The organism is Marinovum sp. PR37 (assembly GCF_028807375.1).
GTDB lineage: Bacteria > Pseudomonadota > Alphaproteobacteria > Rhodobacterales > Rhodobacteraceae > Marinovum > Marinovum algicola.
Window position 1 is genome coordinate 58,879 of record NZ_JARAML010000001.1, and the last position, 24,321, is coordinate 83,199.

Annotated in this window: 21 protein-coding genes; 11 read left to right on the forward strand and 10 right to left on the reverse strand. The window is 63.6% G+C overall.

Translation table 11 applies throughout. The features are described 5' to 3' along the window. Positions 1–59: 59 nt before the first annotated feature. Positions 60–1,139, reverse strand: a complete 1,080-nt coding sequence (locus tag PVW49_RS00330) for a tricarboxylate transporter (protein WP_274589628.1) — start codon at positions 1,137–1,139, stop codon at positions 60–62. Between the two features lie 150 nt (positions 1,140–1,289). Between PVW49_RS00330 and PVW49_RS00335 the strand changes: the two genes are divergently transcribed. Both PVW49_RS00335 and PVW49_RS00340 read left to right on the forward strand, forming a co-directional pair. Then, positions 1,290–1,961 carry a response regulator transcription factor gene (locus PVW49_RS00335; RefSeq protein WP_048532064.1) on the forward strand — a complete coding sequence of 224 codons (672 nt, stop codon included), beginning with the start codon at positions 1,290–1,292 and terminating at the stop codon, positions 1,959–1,961. Beyond that, positions 1,958–3,349, forward strand: coding sequence for a sensor histidine kinase (locus PVW49_RS00340; RefSeq protein ID WP_274589629.1), 1,392 nt, complete (start codon positions 1,958–1,960; stop codon positions 3,347–3,349). The genes PVW49_RS00335 and PVW49_RS00340 overlap by 4 nt, the downstream gene beginning before the upstream one ends. Positions 3,350–3,401: 52 nt before the next feature. On the opposite strand, the gene PVW49_RS00345 is transcribed toward PVW49_RS00340, so the two are convergent. The 3 genes from PVW49_RS00345 to PVW49_RS00355 all read right to left on the reverse strand — a co-directional run bounded on the left by PVW49_RS00345 (position 3,402) and on the right by PVW49_RS00355 (position 7,854). Beyond that, on the reverse strand, positions 3,402–4,295 hold the full coding sequence (locus tag PVW49_RS00345; RefSeq protein ID WP_074836668.1) for a fructose bisphosphate aldolase: 894 nt from the start codon (positions 4,293–4,295) through the stop codon (positions 3,402–3,404). Between the two features lie 491 nt (positions 4,296–4,786). Beyond that, entirely contained in the window at positions 4,787–6,388 is a 1,602-nt protein-coding gene (locus PVW49_RS00350; protein ID WP_274589630.1) for a hypothetical protein, read from the reverse strand. 290 nt (positions 6,389–6,678) lie between these two features. After that, entirely contained in the window at positions 6,679–7,854 is a 1,176-nt protein-coding gene (locus PVW49_RS00355) for a phosphoglycerate kinase (RefSeq protein WP_274589631.1), read from the reverse strand. A gap of 131 nt (positions 7,855–7,985) precedes the next feature. On the opposite strand from PVW49_RS00355, the gene PVW49_RS00360 reads away from it, so the two are divergent. The 3 genes from PVW49_RS00360 (at position 7,986) to PVW49_RS00370 (ending at position 10,273) form a co-directional block, all read left to right on the forward strand. Further along, entirely contained in the window at positions 7,986–8,492 is a 507-nt protein-coding gene (locus tag PVW49_RS00360; protein ID WP_274589632.1) for a peptidylprolyl isomerase, read from the forward strand. Continuing rightward, positions 8,485–9,066, forward strand: coding sequence for a peptidylprolyl isomerase (locus tag PVW49_RS00365; protein WP_048532058.1), 582 nt, complete (start codon positions 8,485–8,487; stop codon positions 9,064–9,066). The genes PVW49_RS00360 and PVW49_RS00365 overlap by 8 nt, the downstream gene beginning before the upstream one ends. A gap of 235 nt (positions 9,067–9,301) precedes the next feature. Beyond that, positions 9,302–10,273, forward strand: coding sequence for a DUF3179 domain-containing protein (locus tag PVW49_RS00370; protein WP_048532057.1), 972 nt, complete (start codon positions 9,302–9,304; stop codon positions 10,271–10,273). A gap of 58 nt (positions 10,274–10,331) precedes the next feature. Here the strand turns inward: PVW49_RS00370 and PVW49_RS00375 are convergent, their stop codons facing one another. After that, a complete protein-coding gene (locus PVW49_RS00375; RefSeq protein ID WP_074836672.1) occupies positions 10,332–11,285 on the reverse strand; it encodes a radical SAM protein in 954 nt (317 codons plus the stop codon). Positions 11,286–11,508: 223 nt separating this feature from the next. On the opposite strand from PVW49_RS00375, the gene zwf reads away from it, so the two are divergent. The 3 genes from zwf to pgi are packed head-to-tail and all read left to right on the forward strand — an operon-like array spanning position 11,509 to position 15,310. Continuing rightward, positions 11,509–12,963, forward strand: coding sequence for a glucose-6-phosphate dehydrogenase (gene zwf / locus PVW49_RS00380; RefSeq protein ID WP_048532055.1), 1,455 nt, complete (start codon positions 11,509–11,511; stop codon positions 12,961–12,963). 38 nt (positions 12,964–13,001) lie between these two features. Then, on the forward strand, positions 13,002–13,673 hold the full coding sequence (pgl, locus tag PVW49_RS00385; protein ID WP_048532054.1) for a 6-phosphogluconolactonase: 672 nt from the start codon (positions 13,002–13,004) through the stop codon (positions 13,671–13,673). Positions 13,674–13,708: 35 nt separating this feature from the next. Next, positions 13,709–15,310 (forward strand): glucose-6-phosphate isomerase, encoded by a 1,602-nt coding sequence (gene pgi / locus PVW49_RS00390; protein ID WP_074836805.1) that lies wholly within the window; start codon positions 13,709–13,711, stop codon positions 15,308–15,310. 320 nt (positions 15,311–15,630) lie between these two features. Here the strand turns inward: pgi and PVW49_RS00395 are convergent, their stop codons facing one another. Next, entirely contained in the window at positions 15,631–16,044 is a 414-nt protein-coding gene (locus tag PVW49_RS00395) for a hypothetical protein (RefSeq protein ID WP_074836673.1), read from the reverse strand. A 490-nt stretch (positions 16,045–16,534) separates the two neighbouring features. On the opposite strand from PVW49_RS00395, the gene PVW49_RS00400 reads away from it, so the two are divergent. Continuing rightward, positions 16,535–16,807 (forward strand): glycine zipper 2TM domain-containing protein, encoded by a 273-nt coding sequence (locus PVW49_RS00400; RefSeq protein WP_048532051.1) that lies wholly within the window; start codon positions 16,535–16,537, stop codon positions 16,805–16,807. Here PVW49_RS00400 and PVW49_RS00405 read toward each other — a convergent pair. From PVW49_RS00405 to PVW49_RS00420, 4 genes are all read right to left on the reverse strand, one after another. Continuing rightward, positions 16,804–17,229, reverse strand: a complete 426-nt coding sequence (locus PVW49_RS00405) for a GNAT family N-acetyltransferase (protein WP_083416035.1) — start codon at positions 17,227–17,229, stop codon at positions 16,804–16,806. The genes PVW49_RS00400 and PVW49_RS00405 overlap by 4 nt on opposite strands. Before the next feature lie 151 nt (positions 17,230–17,380). Further along, positions 17,381–18,658, reverse strand: coding sequence for a phosphopyruvate hydratase (eno, locus tag PVW49_RS00410; protein WP_074836675.1), 1,278 nt, complete (start codon positions 18,656–18,658; stop codon positions 17,381–17,383). Positions 18,659–18,830: 172 nt separating this feature from the next. Then, positions 18,831–19,712, reverse strand: coding sequence for a DMT family transporter (locus tag PVW49_RS00415; RefSeq protein WP_274565029.1), 882 nt, complete (start codon positions 19,710–19,712; stop codon positions 18,831–18,833). A gap of 65 nt (positions 19,713–19,777) precedes the next feature. After that, complete coding sequence (locus PVW49_RS00420) at positions 19,778–20,188, reverse strand: Fur family transcriptional regulator (RefSeq protein ID WP_048532048.1); 411 nt, start codon at positions 20,186–20,188, stop codon at positions 19,778–19,780. 187 nt (positions 20,189–20,375) lie between these two features. Here PVW49_RS00420 and PVW49_RS00425 point away from each other — a divergent pair, with 187 nt between their 5' ends. Next, positions 20,376–22,778 carry a GcvT family protein gene (locus PVW49_RS00425; RefSeq protein ID WP_274589633.1) on the forward strand — a complete coding sequence of 801 codons (2,403 nt, stop codon included), beginning with the start codon at positions 20,376–20,378 and terminating at the stop codon, positions 22,776–22,778. Further along, complete coding sequence (locus PVW49_RS00430) at positions 22,778–24,316, forward strand: trimethylamine methyltransferase family protein (RefSeq protein WP_274589634.1); 1,539 nt, start codon at positions 22,778–22,780, stop codon at positions 24,314–24,316. The genes PVW49_RS00425 and PVW49_RS00430 overlap by 1 nt, the downstream gene beginning before the upstream one ends. Positions 24,317–24,321: the final 5 nt, after the last annotated feature.

The window sequence follows — 24,321 nt, forward strand, 5'->3', positions numbered from 1 at the left end:
GGGGAGTCGGAGGTGCGGCCCGGGGCAATCGTGCCCCGGACCGCGCTTCTGCTCGATTATCAGTTCAGCGAGACGCCGTAGGCCTCTTGCAGCCAGTTGGTGACAAAGGCCTTGGCATCGGCGGACACGGTGGTGCCTTCCTTGGTGGCCCGGGCCGCGCCTTCGCCCACGAAGACCGGATATTTGCCAACCCGCTTGGCGGCGATTTCGACAAAGTCGTCGCGGTTGCGCACTGCGTCGAAAGCCGCTTCATAGGTCTCGCGCACGTCATCCGGCGTGCCGGCCGGCAGGAAGGCGATTTTCTGCACCGGGAAGCCGGCGATGAAGAAGGCTTTCCAGGCGTCCCAGGCCTCGCCGGAGGTTTCGCAGCCCTCGGTGGCTTCGCAGACTTCCTTGAAGGTCGGGATGTCCGGGAAGGTCGGGTCGCGGACGATGTTGCCATCGTCATCCAGCGCGCCCCAGGTCATCATCGGCACGGCGGTGCCGGCATCGACGAGATCCTTGGCGGCGCCGAGGTAGGCCGAGGAGGTCTGATAGTCGATGGTGGCTTCGCCGCGCTCGAACATCAGCCGGCCATCGCCGCGGCCCTTGATGCCGAACACCGGCTCGACGTTCATGCCCAGCATCTGCCAGGCGAGCAGCGGCACCAGATCGAGGCGGGTGGCGCCTTGCGAGCCGTAGATGAAATCGATGTCTTTCAGGTTGTTGGCCGAGCCGTCGAATTTCTTGCCGTCTTCGGCGTTGAGATAGGCCACGCCGCCGGTGCCCGAGGCCATGACCGGCACCCAGTCGCTGTATTCATAGCGCACGCGGGGATCGCCGAGCAGATAGGGGAATTGGGTCGAGCCGGAGGTGCCGAACATCAGCGTGCCGTCTTCGTGTTCCTGTTCCTGGAACCAGTTGGCGCCCTTGGTCGAGCCTGCGCCCGGCATGAACTTGACGACGACGGTGGGGTTGCCGGGCAGCTCTTCCGAGAGCAGCGGGGCAAAGAAATTGGCCCATTTGGCCGAACCGCCGGTTTCCGAGAACGGGATAACCCATTCGATGGTCTCTCCGGAAAAATCGACCTCGGCCGAGGCGGCGGTGGCGGCGACAAGCGCGGCCGCAGCCACGGTGGATGCGAGTGTACGTATGGTCATTGGTGTCCTCCCTGGACGGTTTCGATTGCCTCACGGTCTCCCGTCCGGCGCAATCGGTCTTCCATTAAGGGAACGAATCCCCTCTCCAATGGAGACACAATGACGTTCCAACCTTGCGCGAAACTTGCGCAACATGACAAAGTTCACGCCATGCGAATTGCCATCATCGAAGACAACGTGGAGCTGGCCCACGGCATTGCCTATCGGCTGCGCGACCGTGGTCATGCCGTGGACGCGCTGCATGACGGCGAAGAGGCCGACCGGTTTCTCGCCCAGGAAGGCGCCGATCTGGTGGTGCTCGACATCAACCTGCCGGGCATGTCCGGGCTGGATATCCTGCGTGCGCTGCGGCGGCGCGGGGACGGCACGCCGGTGATCCTCCTGACCGCGCGCAGCGAAACCGAAGAGCGGGTGGCCGGGCTGGATGCCGGGGCCGACGATTACCTGACCAAACCCTTCGAGATGGACGAGCTCGAGGCGCGGCTCCGGGCGCTGGCACGGCGCAAGGATCTTGTGTTCTCGGCCCGTGACAGGCTTGGCGGGCTGGTCTTCGACCGCAGCGCGCGGCAGCTCCTCGATGGCGACCGGCCGCTCGAGATCCCGCGCAAGGAGATCGCGACGCTGGAATGCCTGTTCGAACGGCGCGGGCGGATCGTGTCGAAGCCGCAGCTCATGGCGCATGTCTACGGCACCGGCGCCGATGTCGAGGACAGCGCCATCGAGCCGCATGTCTCGCGGCTGCGTAAGCGCCTGGAATCCTACGGCGTGCGGATCAAGACGGCGCGCGGGCTGGGCTACATGCTGGATGTCGACGGCGCATGACCCGCACCGCCCTGTCGCTGCGTGCGCGGCTCTTTCTGATGATCCTGGCGCCGTTGATCCTGGTGGCGATCCTGCTGGGATTCTGGCGGATCGAGACGGCGCGGGCCACCGCCGAAGACCTGTTCGACCGCGGCCTGCTGGCCGCCGCGCTGGCCATTTCCCGCGATGTGGCGATTTCCGAGGGTGACGCGCTGTCGCCGCGCACCCGCGGGCTGATCTCGGACGCGGGCGGCGGCGAATTATTCTATCACGTGACCGGTCCCGGCGGCATCTATGTCACCGGCTACGCCTATCCGCCGCGCCAGAGCGAGCCGCGCGCGGGCGACGGCCCGCATTATTTTCGCGCCCTCTATCGCGGCGAGGCGGTGCGCGTGCTGCGGATGTCGGAAACCACCACCATCGGCAATCTGACCGGCGAGACCGTGGTGACCGCCTGGCAGCGGATCAGCGACCGCAACGCCTTTGCCGCCGCGCTGGCCCGCCGCGCGGTGGCCCTGATGGCCGCGCTGATCGCGACGCTGGCCATCGTCGTCTGGTTCGGCGTGCAATTCGGCCTGCGCCCGCTGCGCGATCTTCAGGACGCCATCGAACAGCGGTCGCCGGACGACCTGAGCCGCATCCGGCGGCCGGTGCCGGCCGAAGTCACAGGGATCGTCGCGACGCTGAATCGTCTGCTCGGCCAGGTCGATCATTCGATCCAGACCCACCAGGCCTTTATCTCCGACGCCGCGCATCAGCTGCGCAATCCGGCGGCGGCGATCCTGTCGCTGGCAGAGACCCTGCCGGATGTGACCGACCCCGAGGCCCGGCGCCAGCGCGAGCAGGAGCTGATTTCCGCCTCGCGCAAATCGGCGCGGCTGGCCGGGCAGCTGCTGCATCTGGAACGGCTGCACTATGGCAACACCGCCACGCCGGAACCCTTTGACCTGAATGCCGTGGTCGAGGAAGTCTCTGCCGATCTGGCGCCGGCGGTGCTCGGTCAGGATATCGGCTTTTCCTTCGACCGCAGCCCCGAGCCCTTGCCGGTCTGCGGCGATGCCACGCTGATCGGCGAGGCCGTCCGCAATCTGATCGACAATGCGCTGCGCCATGGCGGGCCGGGGCTGGGCCGGATCGCGATCCGCACCCTGCGGCAGGAGGATCGGGCATTGGTCGAGGTCACTGACGACGGGCGCGGGCTGTCCCCCGACAACTCCGAGATCGCCTTTCGGCGCTTCGGTCAGGTCGAGCCCGGCGAAGGCAGCGGCCTCGGCCTCTCCATCGTGCAATCGGTGGCCACGCTTCACGATGGCGAGATCGAAGTCGGCGATGTGCCGAATGGCGCGCTCTTGCGGTTGCGGTTGCCGCTCACTGTCGGGGCGCCGGCGACAGGAGGCGGCGGCGCGTGAAAAGGGCGGCCCCGCAGGGCCGCCCCGTGTCGTTCTGGAATTGCGCCGGGGCTCAGCCCGCTTTCGACGCCTGATAGATCGAGTCGATCGCGTCGCCCAGCTTGGCGTTGAAATCCTCGTCGCTCTGCTGTGCCGAGAGGCCTTCGGTCAGCCCGCGCGAGAAGCTGGCGATCAGCCCTTCGTTTCTGGCCAGAAGCGTGTTGGCCTCGTCGCGCGAATAGCCGCCCGAGAGCGCCACGACGCGCATCACCTTGGGGTGGTCGATCAGCGGCTTGTAGAAATTGTCCTCGCTGGGCAGCGACAGCTTGAGCATGATCTGCTCGCCTTCGGGCAGTTTGTCGAGGTGCTTGAGGATCTCGTCGCGCAGGATCGCCTCGGCTTCGGCCTTGTCGTCGATGGTGATCGTCACCTCCGGTTCGAGGATCGGCATCAGCCCGTTGGCCTTGATCTCGCGGCCGAACTCGAACTGTTGCGAGACGATGGCGGTGATGCCGGCCGGGTTGGCCGCATCGATCACCGAACGCATCTTGGTGCCGTAGATGCCCTTGCCCACGGCGCGGGCGCAGAGCGCGTCGAGACCGGGAATGGCCTTCATCAGCTTGACGCCATCGGTCGGTTCGCAAAGCCCCTTGTCGACCTTGAGAAAGGGCACGACGCCGCATGTGTCCCAGAGGTATTCGGCGGTGGGCGTGCCGTCGATGTCGCCGTCCATGGTGCGTTCGAACAGGATCGCGCCGATCACCTTGTCGCCGGAAAAGGCCGGGGATTTGATGATCCGGGCCCGCATCTCGTGGATCAGGCCGTACATCTCTTCGTCACCGGAATAGGCGTCTTCCTCGATGCCGTAAAGACGCAGCGCCTTGGGGGTCGAGCCGCCCGACTGGTCGAGTGCCGCGATAAAGCCGTCCTTGTTGGCCATCTGCTTGGCCATTGCGTCGTTGCTCATGGAAATGTCCGTCCCGAAAGTTGATCACCGGGGCGTGACCGCCCCCTGTCTGGCAGTGGTAAGCGAGGGGGCCGGCGCTTGCAATGTGCAGCGCGGCGTGATGGCGCTAACTTGGCCGCTCTGTTGCCCACGGGGCGACAGGGCAGGCGCGGCGCACCGGGCGCGGCCTCGGACAAGGACCGGCGGGCCCGGGCGCCTTGCGCGAGGGGAGCTTGGGCGGGCGACGGCGCGCGCGATCCATCCAGAGGGAAGGGGGGCTTGGAGGCCAGACTATTTGAAGCCGCGCTACGCGCGAAGGGCTGCTATGCGCAGAAAGCGGATTTTGCAAGATTTAGCCAGCGGACCAAACTCGCCATCGGCTCCATCCGCAAGGTGTTTCGATGCACCCGGTTAACTGGTCACTCGTAGCAGCCGCTAAAGCCAGAAAAATAGAGGTGAACCGCATTGCCAACATCAGGTGCAAATTTGTGGGTGCGTGCAAATCGGAGGGGTCATACGCTTGCAGAACGTTGTAGCCGCGCATCGATAATTTCAATATCTGGCGCAAAAAGACCATCTGCCCTTCGCTTGTTCTTTAAAGCCAGAAGATCGTTAATCTTTTCATCGTGACCGCCTAAGTCGAAGACCAAGAAAATTGCAGCCGCTGTTTCTTCCGCCTCGGCATAAAGGCGCAACTGCTTCTCATAGCCTTTCTTGAGGTCGTTGTTCGACAGTTTGATCTCAACCAGAAGCCTTTCATCAAATCCAGTAGAAAACTTAAAGTCAACGGGGCCGTAGTCTGTCTCGGCCTCTGGGATAATGTCGATCTTTTGCGCCTTACAGAATGCATAGGCCACGCAGAAGAATAGCTTCTGTGCGGCTTTTTCACCCCTAAGCTTCCCTTTTGCGTACAGTTCTGAGGCGTAGCGCCTCTTCTCAAACAAGAAACGAACGTTTTCGATGCAAGTGTCAGCACATTCGCGCAGTTTGTCCGGACCGGTCTTCTTCGGCGCCCATTCCTCGAACGGTTCTAACTCAATTAATTGGTGTGCCAGTTGACGCCAGAACAACTCTCCTTTGGGATCGGTTCCAAAGTCATACGGCGCATCTGCTGCAAGGCGAAGAAGCCTTAGAAATTCTTGGAAGTGTTCTTTGTCTTGAGTATAGTACTCTTTGGTTTCGGATTTCTGCTGTTTTGACTTTTGTTGCCAAAGGTTTGCGATGTGGTAACTTAGTACTTCTCGGTGATCGTCGTTGTCCTTGATGGCCTTGCTTACGTCCGCCCAGTCTGCCGCAAGAGGAAGGTCCCTTAGAATGTCCTTTGGAACTAGCAAGATAGGGCCGTCTTCTGTGAGGTAAGGATTTGGTATTAATGTGCCAGAAATGTTTCCGCCGTTCTTTAGTCTGATGTCATATCTCTTGGTTGCGACATCCAAATCATTGGCCAACACCTCGTTGAATTTAACAATCTGCCCAGAAATGATGTGGCATGTCATATCGCTAATTCGGTCTGGACCTATGCCCTCTTCAAAAACTGAAAGTGCGGTAAAGAGGTCCGGGTCTTGCACCCCAATGCCAATGACTTCTATTGCGGAGGCGAGAAGTGCTTTAGTAGTTTTCTCGCCAGAACCTGCGCCCCGGTCCCCACCATATCCGAGCTTGGTCCATCCATATTCAGGGAAGGACAACTTCTTGAACGCCGCCTTCCAAGGTTTGTCCCCTTCGTTTTTTATTACGGAAACCAGCTTGATAACTTGCTCGAAATATGTGTCAAAGGCGTCCGCAGCATCCTTCGAAAAGATCACGTTCTTCGACTTTCGAAGCAGCAATGGATCAACGAAAACAAGAATGTCCGCTGCCAAAGTTGGGTTTAGAACCCCTAAATTTTCAAGTTTCTTTGGGTCAATTCCATACTCATCTGATAAGCGTATTAGATTGTTAATTTTTGCCAATTTATAAATACTTTCATCGAAATGGGGCACCCAAGGATGACCACCTTGCTTTGATTCGTCTTCTCGAAGCGACTTTTCAGCCATAGCAAGTATGAGGTTGGGTCTTTGAAAAGCGTATGTCAACGCAGCATAAGCCGACACCGGCGCCCGACGGTAGTACATTGTCTCGACCGCACTATCCCCAGTTCCCATCGATTACGCTTTGTATGCCGACTGCGAAGGTGATCATACCTGCGGTGAACGAGCAGTTGCCGCCATTTCTCTCGGGGCGTCGTATTTGGGCTAACTCGACCCCTGATGTACGCTTCGGCCTGGGTGCGGTCACCGGCCGCTTCGGCGTGAACAACAGCTTCGTCCGCCAGCAGGCACCCAAGGTCAAATGCCCTCGCAGCAATCTGCGAGGGCGCCTGTGTTCAACGCGCGCTCCGGGCCTCCGGCCCTGGTCGGAGGTGTCAGCCGAGGGCGGCGACGCCGGGCAGGGTCTTGCCTTCCATCCATTCGAGAAAGGCGCCGCCGGCGGTGGAGATATAGGTGAAATCCTCGGCCGCCCCGGCCTTGTTGAGCGCCGCCACGGTGTCGCCGCCGCCGGCGACCGAGATCAGCCTGCCGGCCTTGGACAGTTCGGCGGCCTGTTTCGCGGCGGCATTGGTGGCGCGGTCGAAAGGCTCGATCTCGAAGGCGCCCATCGGGCCGTTCCAGATCAGCGTCTTGGCATCTTCCAGCACCTCGGCCACCTTCTTCACCGTCTCCGGCCCGGCGTCGAGGATCATCGCGTCGGCGGGGCAGGCATCGGCGGCGACGGTCTCGTTTTCGGCCCCGGCCTTGAATTCGCGGGCGACCACCACGTCGAAGGGCAGCAGGATGTTGCAGCCGGCGGCCTGGGCCTTGGCCATGATCTCGCGGGCGGTGTCGGTCATGTCATGTTCGGCCAGCGATTTGCCGACGTCGATTCCCTGCGCGGCGAGGAAGGTATTGGCCATGCCGCCACCGATCACCAGATGATCGACCTTGCTGACCAGATTGCCCAGCAGGTCGAGCTTGGTCGAGACCTTGGCGCCGCCAACCACGGCCACCACCGGGCGCTCCGGTTGGCCGAGCGCCTTTTCCAGCGCCGAAAGTTCGGCCTGCATCAGCCGGCCGGCGCAGGCCGGCAGCAGCCGCGCCACGCCCTCGGTCGAGGCATGGGCGCGGTGCGCGGCGGAAAACGCGTCGTTGCAGTAGACGTCGCCCAGCGAGGCAAGGAATTGCGCCATCCTGGGATCGTTCTTCTCTTCCATCTCGGAGAACCGGGTGTTTTCCACCAGCACGATGGTCCCCGGGGCCAGATCGTCCAGCGCCTCGCGTGAGGGGCGTTCGACAAAGGTGACCGCCTGGCCGAGCGCGGCTTCGAGCGCGGGCACCACCTGTCGCAGGCTCATCTCGGGCACCGGCTTGCCCTTGGGGCGGCCGAAGTGGGCCAGCATCACCGGGGTGCCGCCCTTGGCGAGGATATCCCGGATCGTCGGAACGATGCGCTGAATGCGGGTGTCATCGGTCACTTTGCCGTTATCCATCGGCACGTTGATGTCGACACGCGTCAGCACGATCTTGCCGTCGAGGTCCATGTCGTCGAGAGTTTTCCAGCCCATCTCGGTGTTCCTTCCCTAGGGTTCAGGTTGCGCCTTGTTTGGCCGCTAACGGCCGGAGGGTCAATCGCGTGCTTGCCGCGGGCGCGCTGGCAAATTAGGTATCAGGCCAATTGCATGCAGAGGAGGGCCCTATGGCCGAGATCAAGGATCCCGAAAACACCATCCTGATGGAACTCAAGGGCGGCACTGTCACCATCGAGCTGTTGCCCGACGTGGCCCCCAAACATGCCGAGCGCATGAAAGAGCTGGCGCGCTCCGGCGAATATGACAACGTCGCCTTTCACCGGGTGATCGACGGTTTCATGGCGCAGACCGGCGACGTGCAGCACGGCGACATGGAAGACGGGTTCAACATCCGCATGGCCGGCACCGGCGGCTCCGACAAGCCCGATCTGCCGGCCGAATTCTCCAAGCTGCCGCATGACCGCGGCACCCTGGGCGCGGCCCGCTCGCAGAACCCGAATTCCGCCAATTCGCAGTTCTTCATCAACTTCAAGGACAACCATTTCCTCAACGGTCAATACACCGTCTATGGCCGCGTGGTCGCGGGCATGGAACATGTCGATGCCATCACCCGCGGCGAGCCGCCTGCGGAGCCGGACCGGATTATCTCGGTCAAGGTCGCCGCCGATGCGTAAACTGACCCTTGCCCTCGGCGTGATGGCCGGCCCGGTGCTGGCAGGTCTGGCGGGTGCGCCGGCAGGCGCCACCGGTCTCGAAATCGAGATCGAAGGCGCGGCCAATGGCACCGTCAGCATCGATCTCTTCGAGGATGTCGCCCCGAAACACGTGGCGCAGATCACCGAGCTGGCGGCGGCCGGCGCCTATGACGGCGTGGTGTTTCACCGAGTAATAGACGGCTTCATGGCACAGACCGGCGACGTGCAGTTCGGCAATTCCCAGGCTGACGGGTTCTCGATGCAGATGGCGGGCCGCGGCGGTTCGGACAAGCCCGACCTGCCGGCGGAGTTCTCCGATCTCGCTTTCGAGCGCGGCGTGGTCGGTATGGCCCGCTCGCAATCGCCCAACAGCGCCAATTCGCAGTTCTTCATCATGTTCGAGCCGGGGTATTTCCTGAACGGGCAATACACCGTCGTCGGCGAAGTGACCGAAGGTATGGAGGTGGTCGACGCCATCCATCGCGGCACCGGGCCGAATGGTGCGGTCGTGGGCGCGCCGGACCTGATGAAAACGGTGACTGTCACCGAGTGACCTCCTTCGCGGGCGCCTGAAGGGGCCCGCCTCGGACCTGGTCCGGGAGCCTGCCCCGGACGTGATCCGGGAGCCTGCCCCGGACGTGATCCGGGGTTTCCCGGTCATCGACCGCGAGGTCCCGGATCGGGGTCCGGGACGCGGGGGGCGGGTGTGCACGGATGATCAAACCCGCGTGCGGGGGGCTAGGCAAGGGCCCCCCGCGCGGCGCATCCTGAAGAAAAGGGGATGCGCCATGATTTTCAGAACCACCATTCTTGCCGCGGTCTGTGCGGCGCTGGCCACGCTGGCCACGGCCGAACCGAGGGCCTGGCAGGGCGAATGGCCCGATACCAATTTCAACAAGACCACCGTCGACGCCTGGTCCGAAATCCTCTCAGGCGGCCCGCCCAAGGACGGCATACCGGCGCTCGACAATCCCGGTTTCATTCCGGCGGCGCGCGAAACCCGGATCGGGGCGCGCGAACCGGTCATCACCGTCGAGGTCAGGGGCGCCGAGCCGCGTGCCTATCCGATCCGATATCTGACCTGGCACGAAATCGTCAATGACACCGTGGCCGGGGTGCCGATCGCCGTCACCTTCTGCCCGCTGTGCAACTCCGGCATCACCTTCGACCGGCGCACGCGCCACGGTGTGCTGAGCTTCGGGGTTTCGGGCAAGCTGCGCAATTCCGACATGGTGATGTATGACCGCCAGACCGAGAGCTGGTGGCAGCAGGCCCTGGGCGAGGCGATTGTCGGCGATCTGACCGGCACCGTGCTCGACACCCTGCCGACCTGGATGGAAAGCTGGGCGCAGTTCAAGGAGCGCAACCCCCAGGGGCTGGTGATGAAAGAGCCGTCATGGTCTCGCGATTACGGCCGCAACCCCTATCGCAACTACGACAGCTCGAAGCAGCCCTTCCTCTATAACGGCGAGATGCCACCGCATGGCATTCCGCCGCTGATGCGGGTGGTGCGGGTCGGCGACCGGGCCTGGCCGATGTCGCGTTTCGACACCCAGCAGAAGATTAGCGAAGCCGGCGTCACGCTGACCTGGAGCAAAGGTCAGGCCTCGGCGCTGGACGCCAGCCGGATCGATCAGGGCAGGGAAGTCGGCACCATCCGGGTGCGCGACGCGTCGGGCCGCGACCTGCCACATGACATGTTGTTCGCCTTTGCCTTCCATGCCTTCTGGCCCGATGGCCGCTGGATGCTGGGACAGTAAGGCCGCACGCGAGACCGGGCTTTGGCCCTGCGGCCCTGCTCAGGCGGGGCCGCGCGGCTCAGCCCGAGCAGCTCGCCCCGCCCAGCACGCAGAACTTGGCACAATGGGGATGGTTGAGCGCGACCGGGCGCTCGGCCTCTTCCAGCGTCTGGCCGAGGTCGAACTCGGGCTCATACGGCAGGAGCGTGCAGGCCAGCACCGAAAGATGCCCGGCGCCCTTGCGCTTGACCACCATCCGGGAGGAGGAGCACATCACATCCTTGGGCGATTTGCCCAGGATGCCCCAGCAGGCGGTGGTGATCTCGGGCACTTCGACCCGGGTGTCCATTTCGGGAAACAGCACCGTCTCTGCCGGGCTGTCGGCGTCGATGGCAAAGCCTTCGTCGGCAAAGAGCCGGCCAAAGCCCTGTCGCGCCGCCGCTTCGCTCTCGGCCCAGATGATCCGCCCGGCAACCGCCATGCGCACGCCCTGATCGCGCAGCCAGCGCATGCCGACAAGCGTGGACTCGTAGCTGCCCTCGCCGCGCTCGGCGTCGTGATGCACCCGGCTCCAGTGATCGAGTGAGACGCGCAGCGTGAGCTTGTCGCCGTATTCCGCCTGAAGCTCGGCAATCCCCGCCTGCACGCGTTTGCGCATCATCGGTCGCATGGCATTGGTCAGGATCAGAACCTCGTAGCCGCGCGCCAGCGCAGCGCGCGCCATGGCGACCATCTCGGGATTCATGAAGGGCTCGCCGCCGGTAAAGCCGATCTCGCGCACGCCCCAGCGCCGCGCCTCGAGTTCATCGAGATAGCGCGCCACTTCGGCCTCGGTGATATAGACCAGCGCATCGTTGCTGGGCGAGCTTTCGATATAACAATTCGCGCATTCGATGTTGCACAGGGTGCCGGTGTTGAACCACAGGGTCTGCGGATCGCTGAGCGCGACCTTGGCGCGCGGCTCGCCCTTGGCGGTCAGGTCGGGGTCGATGAATTTGCCGACATTGGCGTCGGAAAGCGTTTGATCTTTCATGAACTTGTCGCATATCTCCCGTTTCTTCCGGGGTAACTTGCGGGCGAAACGTTGCCAATGCTCAACACTGAGCCTGACGCCATTGTGATGCGCAAAATGCGTGTTAGACTTTTCGCGACCAACCGGGTAGTGAGGCACCGAAGCCGGAAGTTAGCGCTAACAGCGTTGCGGCGGAAACTGATGCCGGTCTTAAAAAAGACCAATGACAGCAAAAGGATAGCTCATGGTTTCACGTGTCATCCCTGTGAACCCGTTTGATCTGGTTGTGTTTGGCGGCACGGGCGATCTGGCCCGCCGCAAGATTCTTCCCGGCCTGTTTCGCCGGTTCTGCGCCGGTCAGATGCCGCAGGACGCCCAGGTGATCGGCGCCGCGCGTTCCGAGATGGATGCCGAGGGCTATCGCCAGATGGTGCGCGACGCGATCCATGAATTCGACGGTCGGCGGCCCGAGGAATGCCCCGAGCTTGAGGGGTTTCTCAGCCGTCTCAGCTATGTGCAGGTCGACGCCCAGGGCGAAGGCGGCTGGCAGGAGCTCAAGGAACTGCTGCGCAAGGACACCGTCAAGGCCTTCTACTTTTCGGTGGCGCCCTCTCTCTTCGGCGATATCGCGGAGCGGCTCAAGAACAACGGGCTGGCCAAGCGCGACGCGCGCATCGTGGTGGAAAAACCCTTTGGCCGCGATCTGGCGTCGGCGCAGGCGCTGAACAAATCGCTGGCGGCCTATTTCCACGAGGATCAGATCTACCGGATCGACCATTACCTCGGCAAGGAAACCGTGCAGAACCTGATGGCGGTCCGTTTCGGCAACATGCTGTTCGAGCCGCTGTGGAACAGCCAGTACATCGACCACATCCAGATCACCGTGGCCGAGACCGTCAGCGTCGGCGGCCGTGGCGGCTATTACGACAAATCCGGCGCGATGCGCGATATGGTGCAGAACCACCTGATGCAGCTGCTCTGCCTGATTGCCATGGAGCCGCCCTCGAAATTCGAACCGGGCGCGGTGCGCGACGAAAAGCTCAAGGTGATCCGCGCGCTCGAACCGGTCGAGCCGCATCACATCGTGCGCGGCCAGTATGACGCCCAGGGCGACGAAGGCAGCTATCGCGACCATGCCGAGAATCCGCGCTCGCGCACCGAAAGCTTCGTGGCGCTGAAGTGCCATATCTCGAACTGGCGCTGGGCCGGCACGCCGATCTATCTGCGCACCGGCAAGCGGCTTCGGGCGCGCACCAGCGAGATTGCCGTGGTCTTCAAGGAAACCCCGCATTCGATCTTTGACGATGACGCCGGGCGCCACCGCAATATCCTGACCATCCGGCTTCAGCCGAACGAGGGCATGGAGCTCGGGGTGACGATCAAGGAACCGGGGCCGGGGGGCATGCGTCTTGTTGATGTGCCGCTCGACATGTCGTTCTCTGACGCGCTGGGGCCCGATGCCGAAGAGGTGCCGGATGCCTACGAGCGCCTGATCATGGATGTGATCCGCGGCAACCAGACGCTCTTCATGCGTGGCGACGAGGTCGAGGCCGCCTGGGCCTGGACCGATCCGATCATCGAGGGCTGGGAAGCGCGCAACGACGTGCCCAAACTCTATGACCCGATGTCGTCGGGGCCAGAGGATTCGCTGATGCTGATGCACCGCGACGGCCGCAAATGGCGGGAAATCAGGCCCTGATCTCCCGGCACCGCAACTGAGACAAGAAAGGACATGTCATGGACTTCGTCGACTATCCTGACCGTGAAATGCTGGCGATCGACGTCGCCAACAAACTGGCCGGCGAGCTGCGTGCGGCACTGGAACACGAGGACCGGGTGCTGATGGCGGTGCCGGGCGGCACCACGCCGGGGCCGATCTTCGACGATCTCTGCGCCGCCGATCTCGATTGGAGCCGGGTCGACGTCATGCTCTCTGACGAGCGCTGGGTGCCCGAGGACAGCGAGCGTTCCAACACCCGCCTGCTGCGGCAGCGGCTTCTGGTCGAACGGGCGGCGGCGGCGCGGTATCTGCCGCTCTATCTGCCGGGCGATGCGCCCGAAGAACGGTTGGAAGAGCTCGAGGCCAATATCACCCCGCGGCTGCCCATTCAGGTGCTGGTGCTGGGCATGGGGGCCGACATGCACACCGCCTCGCTCTTTCCCGGCGCCGACAAGCTGGCCGAGGCGCTCGATCCCAAGGCGCCGGCGCTGATGGCAATGCGTGCCCCCGGCGCGCCCGAGCCGCGGATTACCCTGACCGCGCCGGTGCTCGATGGGGCCATGTCCAAGCACATCATCATCTTTGGCGCGGAAAAGCGCGAGGCGCTGGAACGTGCCCGCCACCTCAAGCCCAGCGAAGCGCCGGTGGCGGCCGTGCTGTCGCAGGCCCAGGTGCATTGGGCGCCCTGAACAGATCAACCGGCCTTACGAAGGACATGGAATTCATGTGGACCAAGCTGAAGTCTCTGGCGCAGGACGCCGAGACCCGTAAAATCACCGAGCTGTTCGAAGACCCCGGGCGCGCGGAGGCCTTCTCTACCAGTTTCGACCAGACCCTGTTTGATTTTTCCAAGACCAACATTGACGCCGCCACGCTTGCGGCGCTGCTCGAACTGGCCGAAAACGCCGGCGTCGCAACCAAGCGCGATGCGATGTTCTCGGGCGCGAAGATCAATGAAACCGAAGGCCGCGCCGTGCTTCATACCGCGCTGCGCAACCTCGACGGCGCGCCGGTGGCGGTCGACGGCGAGGATGTCATGCCCGGCGTCCTGAAGACGCTGGACCGGATGAGCGACTTTGCCGGCCAGGTGCGCGACGGCAGCTTCCGGGGGCAGGGCGGCGCGATCACCGATGTGGTCAACATCGGCATCGGCGGATCGGATCTGGGGCCGGTGATGGCCTACAAGGCGCTTGCGCCATATGCGGACGGCCCGCGGGTGCACTATGTGTCGAACGTCGACGGCGCCGACATTGCCGATACGCTGCGCGGGCTGAACCCGGAAACCACGCTGGTGATCGTGGCGTCCAAGACCTTTACCACCATCGAGACGATGACCAATGCCCGCACCGCGCGAGCCTGGATGTCGGAAAAGGTCTCGGATCCGGCGGCGCAATTCGCGGCGCTGAGCACGGATCAGGAAAAGACCGGCGCTTTCGGCATCGACCCGGCCCGCGTCTTCGGCTTCGAGGATTGGGTTGGCGGGCGTTATTCCGTCTGGGGTCCGATTGGCCTGTCGCTGATGATCGGCATCGGCTCCGATGCCTTCCGCGCCTTCCTGCGTGGCGGCCAGGCGATGGATCGGCACTTCAAGGAGGCGGAGTTTGCCGAGAACATGCCGGTGCTGCTGGCGCTGGTGGGGATCTGGCACAACCAGGTGCTGGGCCACGCCACCCGCGCGGTCCTGCCTTATGACAACCGGCTTGTGCGCCTGCCGGCCTACCTGCAACAGCTCGAGATGGAGAGCAACGGCAAGAGCGTCGCCATCGACGGATCGGACCTTGGCCACAATTCCGGGCCGGTGGTCTGGGGCGAGCCGGGGACCAACGGTCAGCACGCTTTCTATCAGCTCATTCACCAGGGCACGCGGGTCATTCCCTGCGAGTTTCTGGTCGCCGCCGAAGGCCATGAGCCCGAACTGGCGCATCACCATCAGCTTCTGGTCGCCAATTGCCTGGCGCAATCCGAGGCGCTGATGCGCGGCCGCACGCTCGACGAGGCGCGCGAGAAGGTGGCCGGCAAGTTCGAGGGCGACGAGATGGAACGGCAGGCACGGCACCGGGTCTTTCCCGGCAACCGGCCCTCGACCACGCTGATCTATCCGCAGCTGACGCCCGAGATACTCGGCCAAATCGTGGCGCTTTACGAGCATCGGGTCTTTGTCGAAGGCGTCATTCTCGACATCAACTCCTACGACCAATGGGGCGTCGAACTGGGCAAGGAGCTGGCCACCGCGCTGGGCCCGATCGTCGCCGGCGAGGAAAGCGCCGAGAGCAAGGACGGCTCGACCCGCCAGTTGGTGGAATACGTCCTGAAACACCGCGGCTGAGCGCCGCCAGACCCGGCCGGTCCCGCACCGGCCGGGCCACGCCTCGGCAGGACCGGGGTGGCCCCGATCTGGCCCATGCGGCGCGGCCGCACATGATCATTTCCAAAATTTCAGGTCCCCAGTCGCCCGGCGCCGCGGTCTTGGCGTCGTTGTGGCGGGGCGCGGTCCTTGGGCGCCGGCAGGGCACCGGCGCCTGTGGCCGTCTCCGGCCTGGCCCGAAGGGGCCGGAGCAAGCGCAGGCCCAAACGAAAAATGGACGGGAATATATCCCGTCCAAGTTAGTAGAGCTGGTGGTAAAAACAGGTTCCGGCCGGGGAAGGCTAGAACAGGCCTTGCCAACCACCACGGACAAGGGCCGTCTCGCCACCGCCCTGGATTGTCAGGATCAGCAGCGCGAAGAGGAAGCCTGTGGCATGCAGGAATTCCCAGACGGCCGCCGGACCGTAGACAGCATAGGGGGCGGTAAAATCAAACAGGATCAACACCGTGATCAGGACCATCGACGAAAAGGCGATGATGCGGGTGCGGATGCCCAGCATCAGCCACAGTGCGAAGATCAGGATCAGCAGGACGAGGGGGACGGTCATGAAGCGAAACTGCGACACGTAGTCGAAGTTCATCCATGAATGGGAAAACGGCCCCCGGTAAACGCCGATTGTCGTGAGGGCACACAGCAGGAGCGTGTACCCACAGAACAGACGCAACAGAAGTGTCATGTAGCGTTCGTATTTCATCACTGCCTCGGTAGGATCTTGTTATCTTTTAGTTGAGTTCATCATATTTAACAAAATTAGCAATTCAACCAAAAAGGTGCATGTCAGATGCTGTTTAATATGTGAAGTAACGGCGGACTTGAGTTAATACGTTGATTTTAAACAGTTGTTGGTATTGATGTTACATTGATTACCGTGGCGTTCGCGTCACGCAATATGTAAATCAGGCTGATTTAGCGACCGCACAGGTTGTATCGATTGTGTCGAGGCGCTTTGGCTAATTTGTAAGTTGCACTGAATTACCAATGATAGTCTCTGCCTATAGATGTTGACGTGGGTATTCGGCACGTCAGCCGATTGACTATTTCGCTTTGGCCAAAGCGGTTTCGGCGGGGTTTCGCCGACCATAAAAGTTTTTACGCAAAAACGCGCTTGGCGGCATAATCCGGCTGGCCCCGACGCGCAGCGGCACTAGGTTCGGGGTCATCAACACTGGAACCAGGAGACACAGATGAAACTCCCAAGTATTGCGGCTGCGGCCTTTGCGCTCACTGGCCTCGCGGCCTGCGAGTCCCTGACACCTGAGCAACGTTCTGTCGTTGGTGTGACCGGCGGCGCGGCAGCGGGCCTTATCGCGGCCTCCGCTCTCGAGGCTGATGACAACTGGCGCCTGATCTCGGCTCTGGCCGGCGCGGCGGCAGGGACGGTCGTGGCGCAGAACACCGCCACCGGCAGCTGCGCCTACGCGCGTGGCGACGGGACCTACTACAAGGCGCCCTGCTAAAGCGTCATTTCAAAGTACAGCAGGTGCCCCTCGGCTTCGGGGGGCACCGGTTGATAGGGGCCGCGCAGGCGAAAGCCGAGCGACAGATAGAGCCTCTGCGCCGCAACAAGCGGTTTGGACGTATCCATCAGGATACGTTCAAAGTGCAATCTCCGACATTCTGCGATCAAGGACTGCATGAGTGCATAGCCTGCGCCTATGCCTCTGGTGGTGTCTGTGACATAGACTCGCTTGATTTCGGCCGACCTTGGGGAGAGCGAATGCACCATTCCGCACCCTACGGATGATTCGCCCAGCATCGCCAATCTGATGAAGCCGTGCGGCGGCGCATGGCTCTCGGCGATCTGCTCCATCAGCGCGGCATATTTGGCCTCGGGGTAGAACAAGGTGACCAGTTCGGCGTCAAAGGCCGAGAGCGACATCAGATAGGCCCGGTACTCCCAGCACAGCTGTCGGACCGCCTCGAGCTCGGCGGGGGTGCGGGGCGATATGATCCGTAGGTCCGGCAACAAAAAGGGCCTCTCCAAGCGAATGGAGAGACCCTAGACCCATGCCACCCGAGGCGGCAAAAGGTTATTTCTTCAGAATCGACCGCCCGGCATATTCCGCCGTCTCGCCCAGCATCTCTTCGATGCGGATCAGCTGGTTGTATTTGGCCAGCCGGTCCGAGCGCGCCAGCGAGCCGGTCTTGATCTGGCCGCAGTTGGTGGCCACGGCGAGATCGGCAATGGTGGCGTCCTCGGTTTCGCCCGAACGGTGCGACATCACGTTGGTATAGCGCGCGCGGTGGGCCATATCGACCGCCTTCAGCGTCTCGGTGAGCGAGCCGATCTGGTTCACCTTGACCAGCATCGAGTTTGCCACGCCGCGTTCGATGCCGTCGGCCAGGCGGGTCGGGTTGGTGACGAACAGGTCATCGCCCACAAGCTGGATCTTGTCGCCCAGCTTGTCGGTGAGGATTTTCCAGCCGTCCCAGTCGTCCTCGGACATGCCGTCCTCGATCGAGATGATCGGGTAGTCGTTGCAGAGCGCGGCAAGATAGTCGGCATTTTCCTCGGACGTCAGCGATTTGCCTTCGCCCTTCATCTGGTATTTGCCGTCCTTGAAGTATTCGGTCGCGGCGCAATCCATGGCGAGATAGATGTCTTCGCCGGGCTTGTAGCCGGCCTTCTCGATCGACTTGAGGATGAAGTCGAGCGCCTCGCGGGTCGAGCCCAGCTCGGGCGCGAAACCGCCTTCGTCGCCGAGGCCGGTCGACATGCCGGCGGCCGAGAGCTCTTTCTTCAGGGTGTGGAACACTTCGGACCCCATGCGCACCGCGTCGCGGATGTTCTCCGCGGCGACCGGCATGATCATGAATTCCTGGATGTCGATCGGATTGTCGGCATGTTCGCCGCCGTTGATGATGTTCATCATCGGCACCGGCAGGACACGAGCCGAGGTGCCGCCGACATAGCGGAAGAGCGGCTGCGCGGTGTAATCTGCGGCCGCCTTGGCCACTGCCAGCGACACGCCAAGGATGGCATTGGCGCCGAGCCGGCCCTTGTTGTCGGTGCCGTCGAGCTCGCACATCGCCAGGTCGATCGAGACCTGTTCGGTCGCATCCATGCCGACGATCTCGTCGGCGATCTCGCCATTGACCGCGGCCACGGCTTCGAGAACGCCCTTGCCCATGTAGCGGGCCTTGTCGCCGTCACGTTTTTCGACGGCCTCATAGGCGCCGGTCGAGGCGCCCGAGGGCACGGCGGCGCGGCCGATGGTGCCGTCTTCCAGGGTGACGTCGACTTCGACGGTCGGGTTGCCGCGGCTGTCGAGAATTTCGCGTGCATGGATATCAATGATAGTGCTCATGGGCATGTCCCTCATGACGATAAAGTTGGTGCCTCCTTAACAGAGGCCTCGGGCTTTGGGAACCAGTTTGGTTAGCGCTAACAAGTGCGCCGTTGCAGCGCACCGCCGCGCTGCTGCCCTTGCGGCAGGCCCTGCGTATCGTGCGGGCAGGGCGGCCTGTCGCGAATCTCGCTCAGGCCGGGGCCTGGACCTGCGCCCTGGCCAGCTGTCGTTCGCGGAAAAAGGTGTAGAGGCCGGAGATCAGGATGATCGTCGCGCCCAGCAGCGTCAGCGTATCGGGCCGGTCGCCCAGGACGATCACGCCAAGCCCCATGGTAAAGACCAGCCGGCTGTAGCGGAACGGCGAGACGATGGCCGCCGGCGCAAGCCGCATCGCGGCGGTGACGAGGTAATAGCCCGAGGTGGTGACCACCACGGCCACGCCGATATAGGCAAATCCGCCGCCGCCGGTGCTCCAGTCCGGCCCCATGATCAGCATCAGCACCAGCCCTGCCGGCACCGTCGCGCCAAATCCCCAGGTCGAGAGGGTCAGCGAATTGATCGCCGCCGGCACCCGTCGCGTCAGAAGATCGCGTGCCGCCAGCCCACAGGCGCCAAGCGCCACCAGAAGCGCCGCCGGCTCGAACCCCGCCATGCCCGGCCGGATCACCAGCAGCATGCCGACCAGCCCGGCCAGGATCGCGGCCCAGCGGCGCCAGCCCACGGCCTCGCCCAGAAACAGCGCCGCGCCCAAGGTGACAAGCAGGGGCGTAGTCTGCATGATCGCCGCCACCATCGGCAGCGGTGTCCAGGCGATGCCGGTCACCATCCCCAAGGCCGCGAGCACCTCGGCCAGGTTGCGGGACATCACGGTCGGATGCCAGAACGCCGGGCTGACAAGCGGGATGCCGCGCAGTGCCGCGATCAGCATGAACAGAAGCGTGCCGCCAAGGCTGAGAAAGAACATCACCTGCCCGGGCGGCAGGCTTTGCGCCGAAAGCTTGATGAACAGATCGCTCAGCGCGAGGCAGGCCATCGACGCCGTCATGAAAAGGATCGCGCGCAGCACCTGCATCAGCTTACTTTCAATGTTAAGTATCCCGCCCTGACTATCCTCTGCACAGCGGGAAGCCAAGGCGCTTACTTCTTGAGCGGCACCCCATAGAGCTCGAGCCGGTGCCCCTTGAGCCGATAACCCAGCTTTTCGGCGATCTTTTCCTGCAAGGCCTCGATCTCGGGATCGACGAATTCGATCACCGCGCCCGAGTTCATGTCGATCAGATGGTCGTGGTGGTCGCGCTCGGCATCTTCATAGCGCGCCCGGCCGTCGCCGAATTCGTGCTTTTCCAGAATGCCAGCCTCTTCGAACAGTTTCACCGTGCGATAGACCGTGGCGATGGAAATCGCCGCGTCGCGGGCCGAGGCGCGGGCATAAAGCTCTTCGACGTCCGGGTGATCGTCGCTGTCTTCCAGCACTGCCGCAATGACCCGTCGCTGGCCGGTCATGCGCAGGCCCTTGGCCTCGCAGCGTTCCAGAATGGTGTAGCTCATGATCTCGCCCGGTTGTCGTCCCGCGCGGCGACGTCTAGGCGATTTGCCCCGACGGGAAAAGCCCCGGCTGGCGATTTGTTCGCGTCGCCGCAGCGTCGCCGAGGGCATCGCGAGAGCATTGGACAAAAATGTCTAGACGGAATCAGAGACCCGTCCTACCGTCGCCCTGACAGCCAGGGAGAGCGCCATGAAATCGCAATACCGCGTGGTCGTGATCGGGGGAGGCGTCGTGGGCGCCTCGGTGCTCTATCATCTGGCCCGGTATGGCTGGACCGATGTCTGCCTGATCGAGCGCGACGTGCTGACCGCAGGGTCGAGCTGGCATGCGGCCGGGGGCTTTCATGCCTTGAACGCCGATCCAAATATCGCGGCGCTGCAAGGCTATACCATCGACCTGCTGTCAGAGGTCGAGGCGGAAAGCGGCCAGTCCATCGGCATGCATATGACCGGCGGCATGCATCTGGCCGGCACCCCCGACCGTTGGGAATGGTTGCAGGCCAATTACCGCACCTTTCAATCCATCGGCATCGACGACGTGCACCTTATTACCCCCGACGAGGCGGCGCAGCTCTCGCCGGTGCTCAACACCGAGGGCATCCTCGGCGGTATGTGGGCCGACCGCGAAGGGTATGTCGACACCACCGGCACGGTGCATGCCTATGCCATCGCCGCGAAAAAGCGCGGCGCCGAGGTGATCGAGAAGAACCGCGTGCTCGAACTGCATCAGGTGCCCGGCGGCTGGCAGGTGGTGACCGAGCAGGGCACCGTGAGCTGCGAACATGTGGTCAACGCCGGCGGGCTCTGGGCCAAGCAGGTCGGGCGGATGGCCGGCGTCGAGCTGCCGGTCTCGCCGCTGGCGCATCATTACCTGATCACCGACACCATCCCGCAATTGCAGGGGCTGGAGCGGGAATTGCCGATGTGCGTCGATCTCGAAGGCTTTACCTATTCGCGGCAGGATCAGCAGGGGATGCTGGTGGGGATCTATGAGCTGACCCCCAAGCACTGGATGATGGACGGCGCACCCTGGAATTACGGGATCGAGCTGTTGCAGGAGGAACCCGACCGGATCGAAAGCGAGCTGTGCCACGTCTTCAAACGTTTCCCGGTGCTGGAAAGCGTCGGCGTCAAGACCTGGGTGCATGGCGCCTTTACCTTTTCGCCGGACGGCAACCCCTTGGTCGGGCCGGTGCGCGGCAAGCCCGGCTATTGGTGCGCCTGCGCGGTCATGGCCGGGTTCCTGCAAGGCGGCGGTGTCGGCAAATCGCTGGCGGAATGGATGATCCACGGCGAGACCGAGGCCGATGTCTTTGGCATGGATGTCGCGCGCTACGGCGACTACGCGGCGAACAAGACCTATATCCGCGAAACCACCGGCCAGTTCTATTCCCGCCGCTTCGTGATGACCTATCCTAACGAGCAACTGCCGGCCGGCCGGCCGCTCAAGATGGCCCCGGCGCATGACGCCATGTGCGCCGCCGGCGCCCGCTGGGGCGAGAGCTGGGGGCTGGAGGTGCCGCTCTACTTCGCGCCCGAGGGGTTCGAGGAACATCCGAGCCTGCGCCGTTCCAATGCCTTCGATCTGGTGGCGCAAGAGGTGCGCGCCACGCGCGAGGCCGTGGGGCTGCTGGATATTTCGGGCTTTTCGCGTTTCGAGGTGACGGGGCCGGAGGCCGCCGCCTGGCTCGATCACCTGCTGGCCGGTCGGCTGCCGGGGCCGGGCCGCGCCCGGCTGGCGCCGATGCTCTCGCCCAGCGGACGGCTCAAGGGCGATCTGACGGTGTTCAACTGGGGCGATGGCATCTGGTGGATCATGGGCAGCTACTACCTGCGTGAATGGCACATGCGCTGGTTTGCCGATCATGCGCGCCCCGGAGTGGCGCTGCGCGACATTTCGGATGCGGTGGTGGGGTTTTCGCTTTCCGGCCCGAACAGCCGCCGGGTGCTGGAACAGCTCACCGAAGGTCCGATTTCCGAGCTGCCCTTCATGGGCTGCGGGCGCTTCGACATCGGGCTGATCCGCGCCCATGTCGGCCGGCTCTCGGTCAGTGGCGCGCTGGGCTACGAGATCAATTGCACCGCCGCCGAACATGTCGCGCTGCGCCGCATGCTGCTGGCGGCGGGAGCGGACCTCGGGATACGCGAAATCGGCTATGAGGCGCTCGGCAGCCTGAGGCTGGAAAAGAGCTTCGGCATCTGGTCGCGCGAATTTACCCAGATCTACTCCCCGGCACAGACCGGCATGGACCGCTGGATCGACTGGTCGAAAGAGTTCATCGGAAGTGATGCGGCGCGCGCCGAACGCGATGGCAACGGCCCGGCCCGGGTGATCGCCACATTGGCGATCGATGCCGAAGACGCCGATGCCAGCGGCTACGAGCCGGTCTGGCAGGGCGATCGGCTGGCGGGCTACGTCACCTCGGGCGGCTATGGCCATTCGGTCGGCAGGTCGCTGGCGATGGCGATGCTGGACCGCGAGGCGGCAAATGTGGGCACCGACCTGACGGTGCATGTGGTGGGCAAGGCGCGGGCGGCGCGGGTGATCGCGCCTTCGCCCTATGACCCGCAAGGCAAGGCAATGAGGGCATGATGAGCGATCAGACCAAATCTCGCCGCCGCAAGCGCGCGCCCCGCGGCGCAGAAGCGCATCACCGCCAGATCGATTACACCGAGCTGCGCAGCCCGTTCCCGATCATGAAGGCCTTTTCCGACGACCGGATCGCGGCGATCCACACGGCGGCGCTGAACCTTCTGGAAACCGCCGGCATCAAGGTGCTGCTGCCTGAGGCGCGACAGATTTTGAAGTCCGCCGGTGCAAGCGTCGATGACGAAAGCCAGATGGTGCGCATCGGCCGCGAGATCGTGCGCGCCGCGCTGGCCACGGCGCCGCGCCGTGTGGTGATGAAGGGCGGCCGACCCGAGCGCGATGTGACGCTGGAGCTTGGCCGGCTGGTGTTTCAGCCCGGCGGCGGCACGCCGCATGCCTCCGACCGGTTGCGCGGCCGCCGCCCCGGCACCGGCCGCGATTTCCGCGAGCTGGTGCAGCTCACCCATCATTTCGACGCGCTGCAAATGGTCTCGGCGCTGCTCGAGCCGCAGGACATTGCCCCCAGTTTGCGCCATTACTTCATGATCGAGGCGCAACTCACATTGATGGACAAATCGCCTTTCGTCTATGGCCGCGGCAGCCCGCAGGTCCGCGAGAGCTTCGAGATGATCCGCGATTTCAGGGGGCTGTCGGACGCGGCTTTTGCCGCCGAGCCCTGGAGCTACACCGTCATCAATACCAATTCGCCGCGCCAGATCGATATTCCCATGGCCCAGGGACTGATCGATTTTGCCCGCCATGGCCAGATGGTGATTGTCACGCCGTTTACCCTGATGGGGGCGATGGCGCCGATCACCGTGGCCGGTGCCATGACGCTGAGCCATGCCGAGGCGCTGGCCGCGATTACCCTCAACCAGCTGGCGCTGCCCGGCGCGCCGGTGCTCTATGGCACCTTCACCTCGAACGTCGACATGAAATCCGGCGCGCCGGCCTTTGGCACGCCCGAGCATTTCACCGCCTCGCTGGTCGCCGGCCAGTTGGCGCGACACATCGGCCTGCCATGGCGCTGCGCCAGCGGCGCGGCCGGGGCGGCGGCGGATGCGCAGGCGGCGAATGAAACGCAATTCGGCCTCTGGGGCTGCCTGCTGTCCGGCGCGACGGTGGTGATCCATGCGGCGGGCTGGCTGGAAGGCGGGCTGACGCTGGGCTATGAAAAGCTGATCACCGATATGGAGGTTCTGCAAATGGTGGCCGAACTCTGCACGCCCACATCCGCCGCCGATGCGGAGCTGGCGCTCGATGCCCTGGCCGAGGTGCAGCCGGGCGGCCATTTCTTTGGCTGCGCCCATACCATGGAACGCTATCAGACCCAGTTCTATCAGCCGCTGGTCGCCGATTGGTCGAATTACGGCCGCTGGCAGGAAACCGGCAGCCAGACCGCCACCGAACGCGCCACCGGCATCTGGCAGGGCATTCTCGCGGCCGGCAAACGCCCCGGGTCCGACCCCGCCCGCGTCGCCGCCTTGCACGCCTATATCACCAGACGCAGCGCCGAAGGCGGCGCGCCGCCGGAAAGCTGAGGCAA

Excerpts from the sequence above, each read along its gene's own strand:
- PVW49_RS00330 (WP_274589628.1), bottom strand. The coding sequence starts at position 1,139 with ATGACCATACGTACACTCGCATCCACCGTGGCTGCGGCCGCGCTTGTC.
- PVW49_RS00335 (WP_048532064.1), top strand. The coding sequence starts at position 1,290 with ATGCGAATTGCCATCATCGAAGACAACGTGGAGCTGGCCCACGGCATT.
- PVW49_RS00340 (WP_274589629.1), top strand. The coding sequence starts at position 1,958 with ATGACCCGCACCGCCCTGTCGCTGCGTGCGCGGCTCTTTCTGATGATC.
- PVW49_RS00345 (WP_074836668.1), bottom strand. The coding sequence starts at position 4,295 with ATGAGCAACGACGCAATGGCCAAGCAGATGGCCAACAAGGACGGCTTT.
- PVW49_RS00350 (WP_274589630.1), bottom strand. The coding sequence starts at position 6,388 with ATGTACTACCGTCGGGCGCCGGTGTCGGCTTATGCTGCGTTGACATAC.
- PVW49_RS00355 (WP_274589631.1), bottom strand. The coding sequence starts at position 7,854 with ATGGGCTGGAAAACTCTCGACGACATGGACCTCGACGGCAAGATCGTG.
- PVW49_RS00360 (WP_274589632.1), top strand. The coding sequence starts at position 7,986 with ATGGCCGAGATCAAGGATCCCGAAAACACCATCCTGATGGAACTCAAG.
- PVW49_RS00365 (WP_048532058.1), top strand. The coding sequence starts at position 8,485 with ATGCGTAAACTGACCCTTGCCCTCGGCGTGATGGCCGGCCCGGTGCTG.
- PVW49_RS00370 (WP_048532057.1), top strand. The coding sequence starts at position 9,302 with ATGATTTTCAGAACCACCATTCTTGCCGCGGTCTGTGCGGCGCTGGCC.
- PVW49_RS00375 (WP_074836672.1), bottom strand. The coding sequence starts at position 11,285 with ATGAAAGATCAAACGCTTTCCGACGCCAATGTCGGCAAATTCATCGAC.
- zwf (WP_048532055.1), top strand. The coding sequence starts at position 11,509 with ATGGTTTCACGTGTCATCCCTGTGAACCCGTTTGATCTGGTTGTGTTT.
- pgl (WP_048532054.1), top strand. The coding sequence starts at position 13,002 with ATGGACTTCGTCGACTATCCTGACCGTGAAATGCTGGCGATCGACGTC.
- pgi (WP_074836805.1), top strand. The coding sequence starts at position 13,709 with ATGTGGACCAAGCTGAAGTCTCTGGCGCAGGACGCCGAGACCCGTAAA.
- PVW49_RS00395 (WP_074836673.1), bottom strand. The coding sequence starts at position 16,044 with ATGAAATACGAACGCTACATGACACTTCTGTTGCGTCTGTTCTGTGGG.
- PVW49_RS00400 (WP_048532051.1), top strand. The coding sequence starts at position 16,535 with ATGAAACTCCCAAGTATTGCGGCTGCGGCCTTTGCGCTCACTGGCCTC.
- PVW49_RS00405 (WP_083416035.1), bottom strand. The coding sequence starts at position 17,229 with ATGTCGCTCTCGGCCTTTGACGCCGAACTGGTCACCTTGTTCTACCCC.
- eno (WP_074836675.1), bottom strand. The coding sequence starts at position 18,658 with ATGAGCACTATCATTGATATCCATGCACGCGAAATTCTCGACAGCCGC.
- PVW49_RS00415 (WP_274565029.1), bottom strand. The coding sequence starts at position 19,712 with ATGCAGGTGCTGCGCGCGATCCTTTTCATGACGGCGTCGATGGCCTGC.
- PVW49_RS00420 (WP_048532048.1), bottom strand. The coding sequence starts at position 20,188 with ATGAGCTACACCATTCTGGAACGCTGCGAGGCCAAGGGCCTGCGCATG.
- PVW49_RS00425 (WP_274589633.1), top strand. The coding sequence starts at position 20,376 with ATGAAATCGCAATACCGCGTGGTCGTGATCGGGGGAGGCGTCGTGGGC.
- PVW49_RS00430 (WP_274589634.1), top strand. The coding sequence starts at position 22,778 with ATGAGCGATCAGACCAAATCTCGCCGCCGCAAGCGCGCGCCCCGCGGC.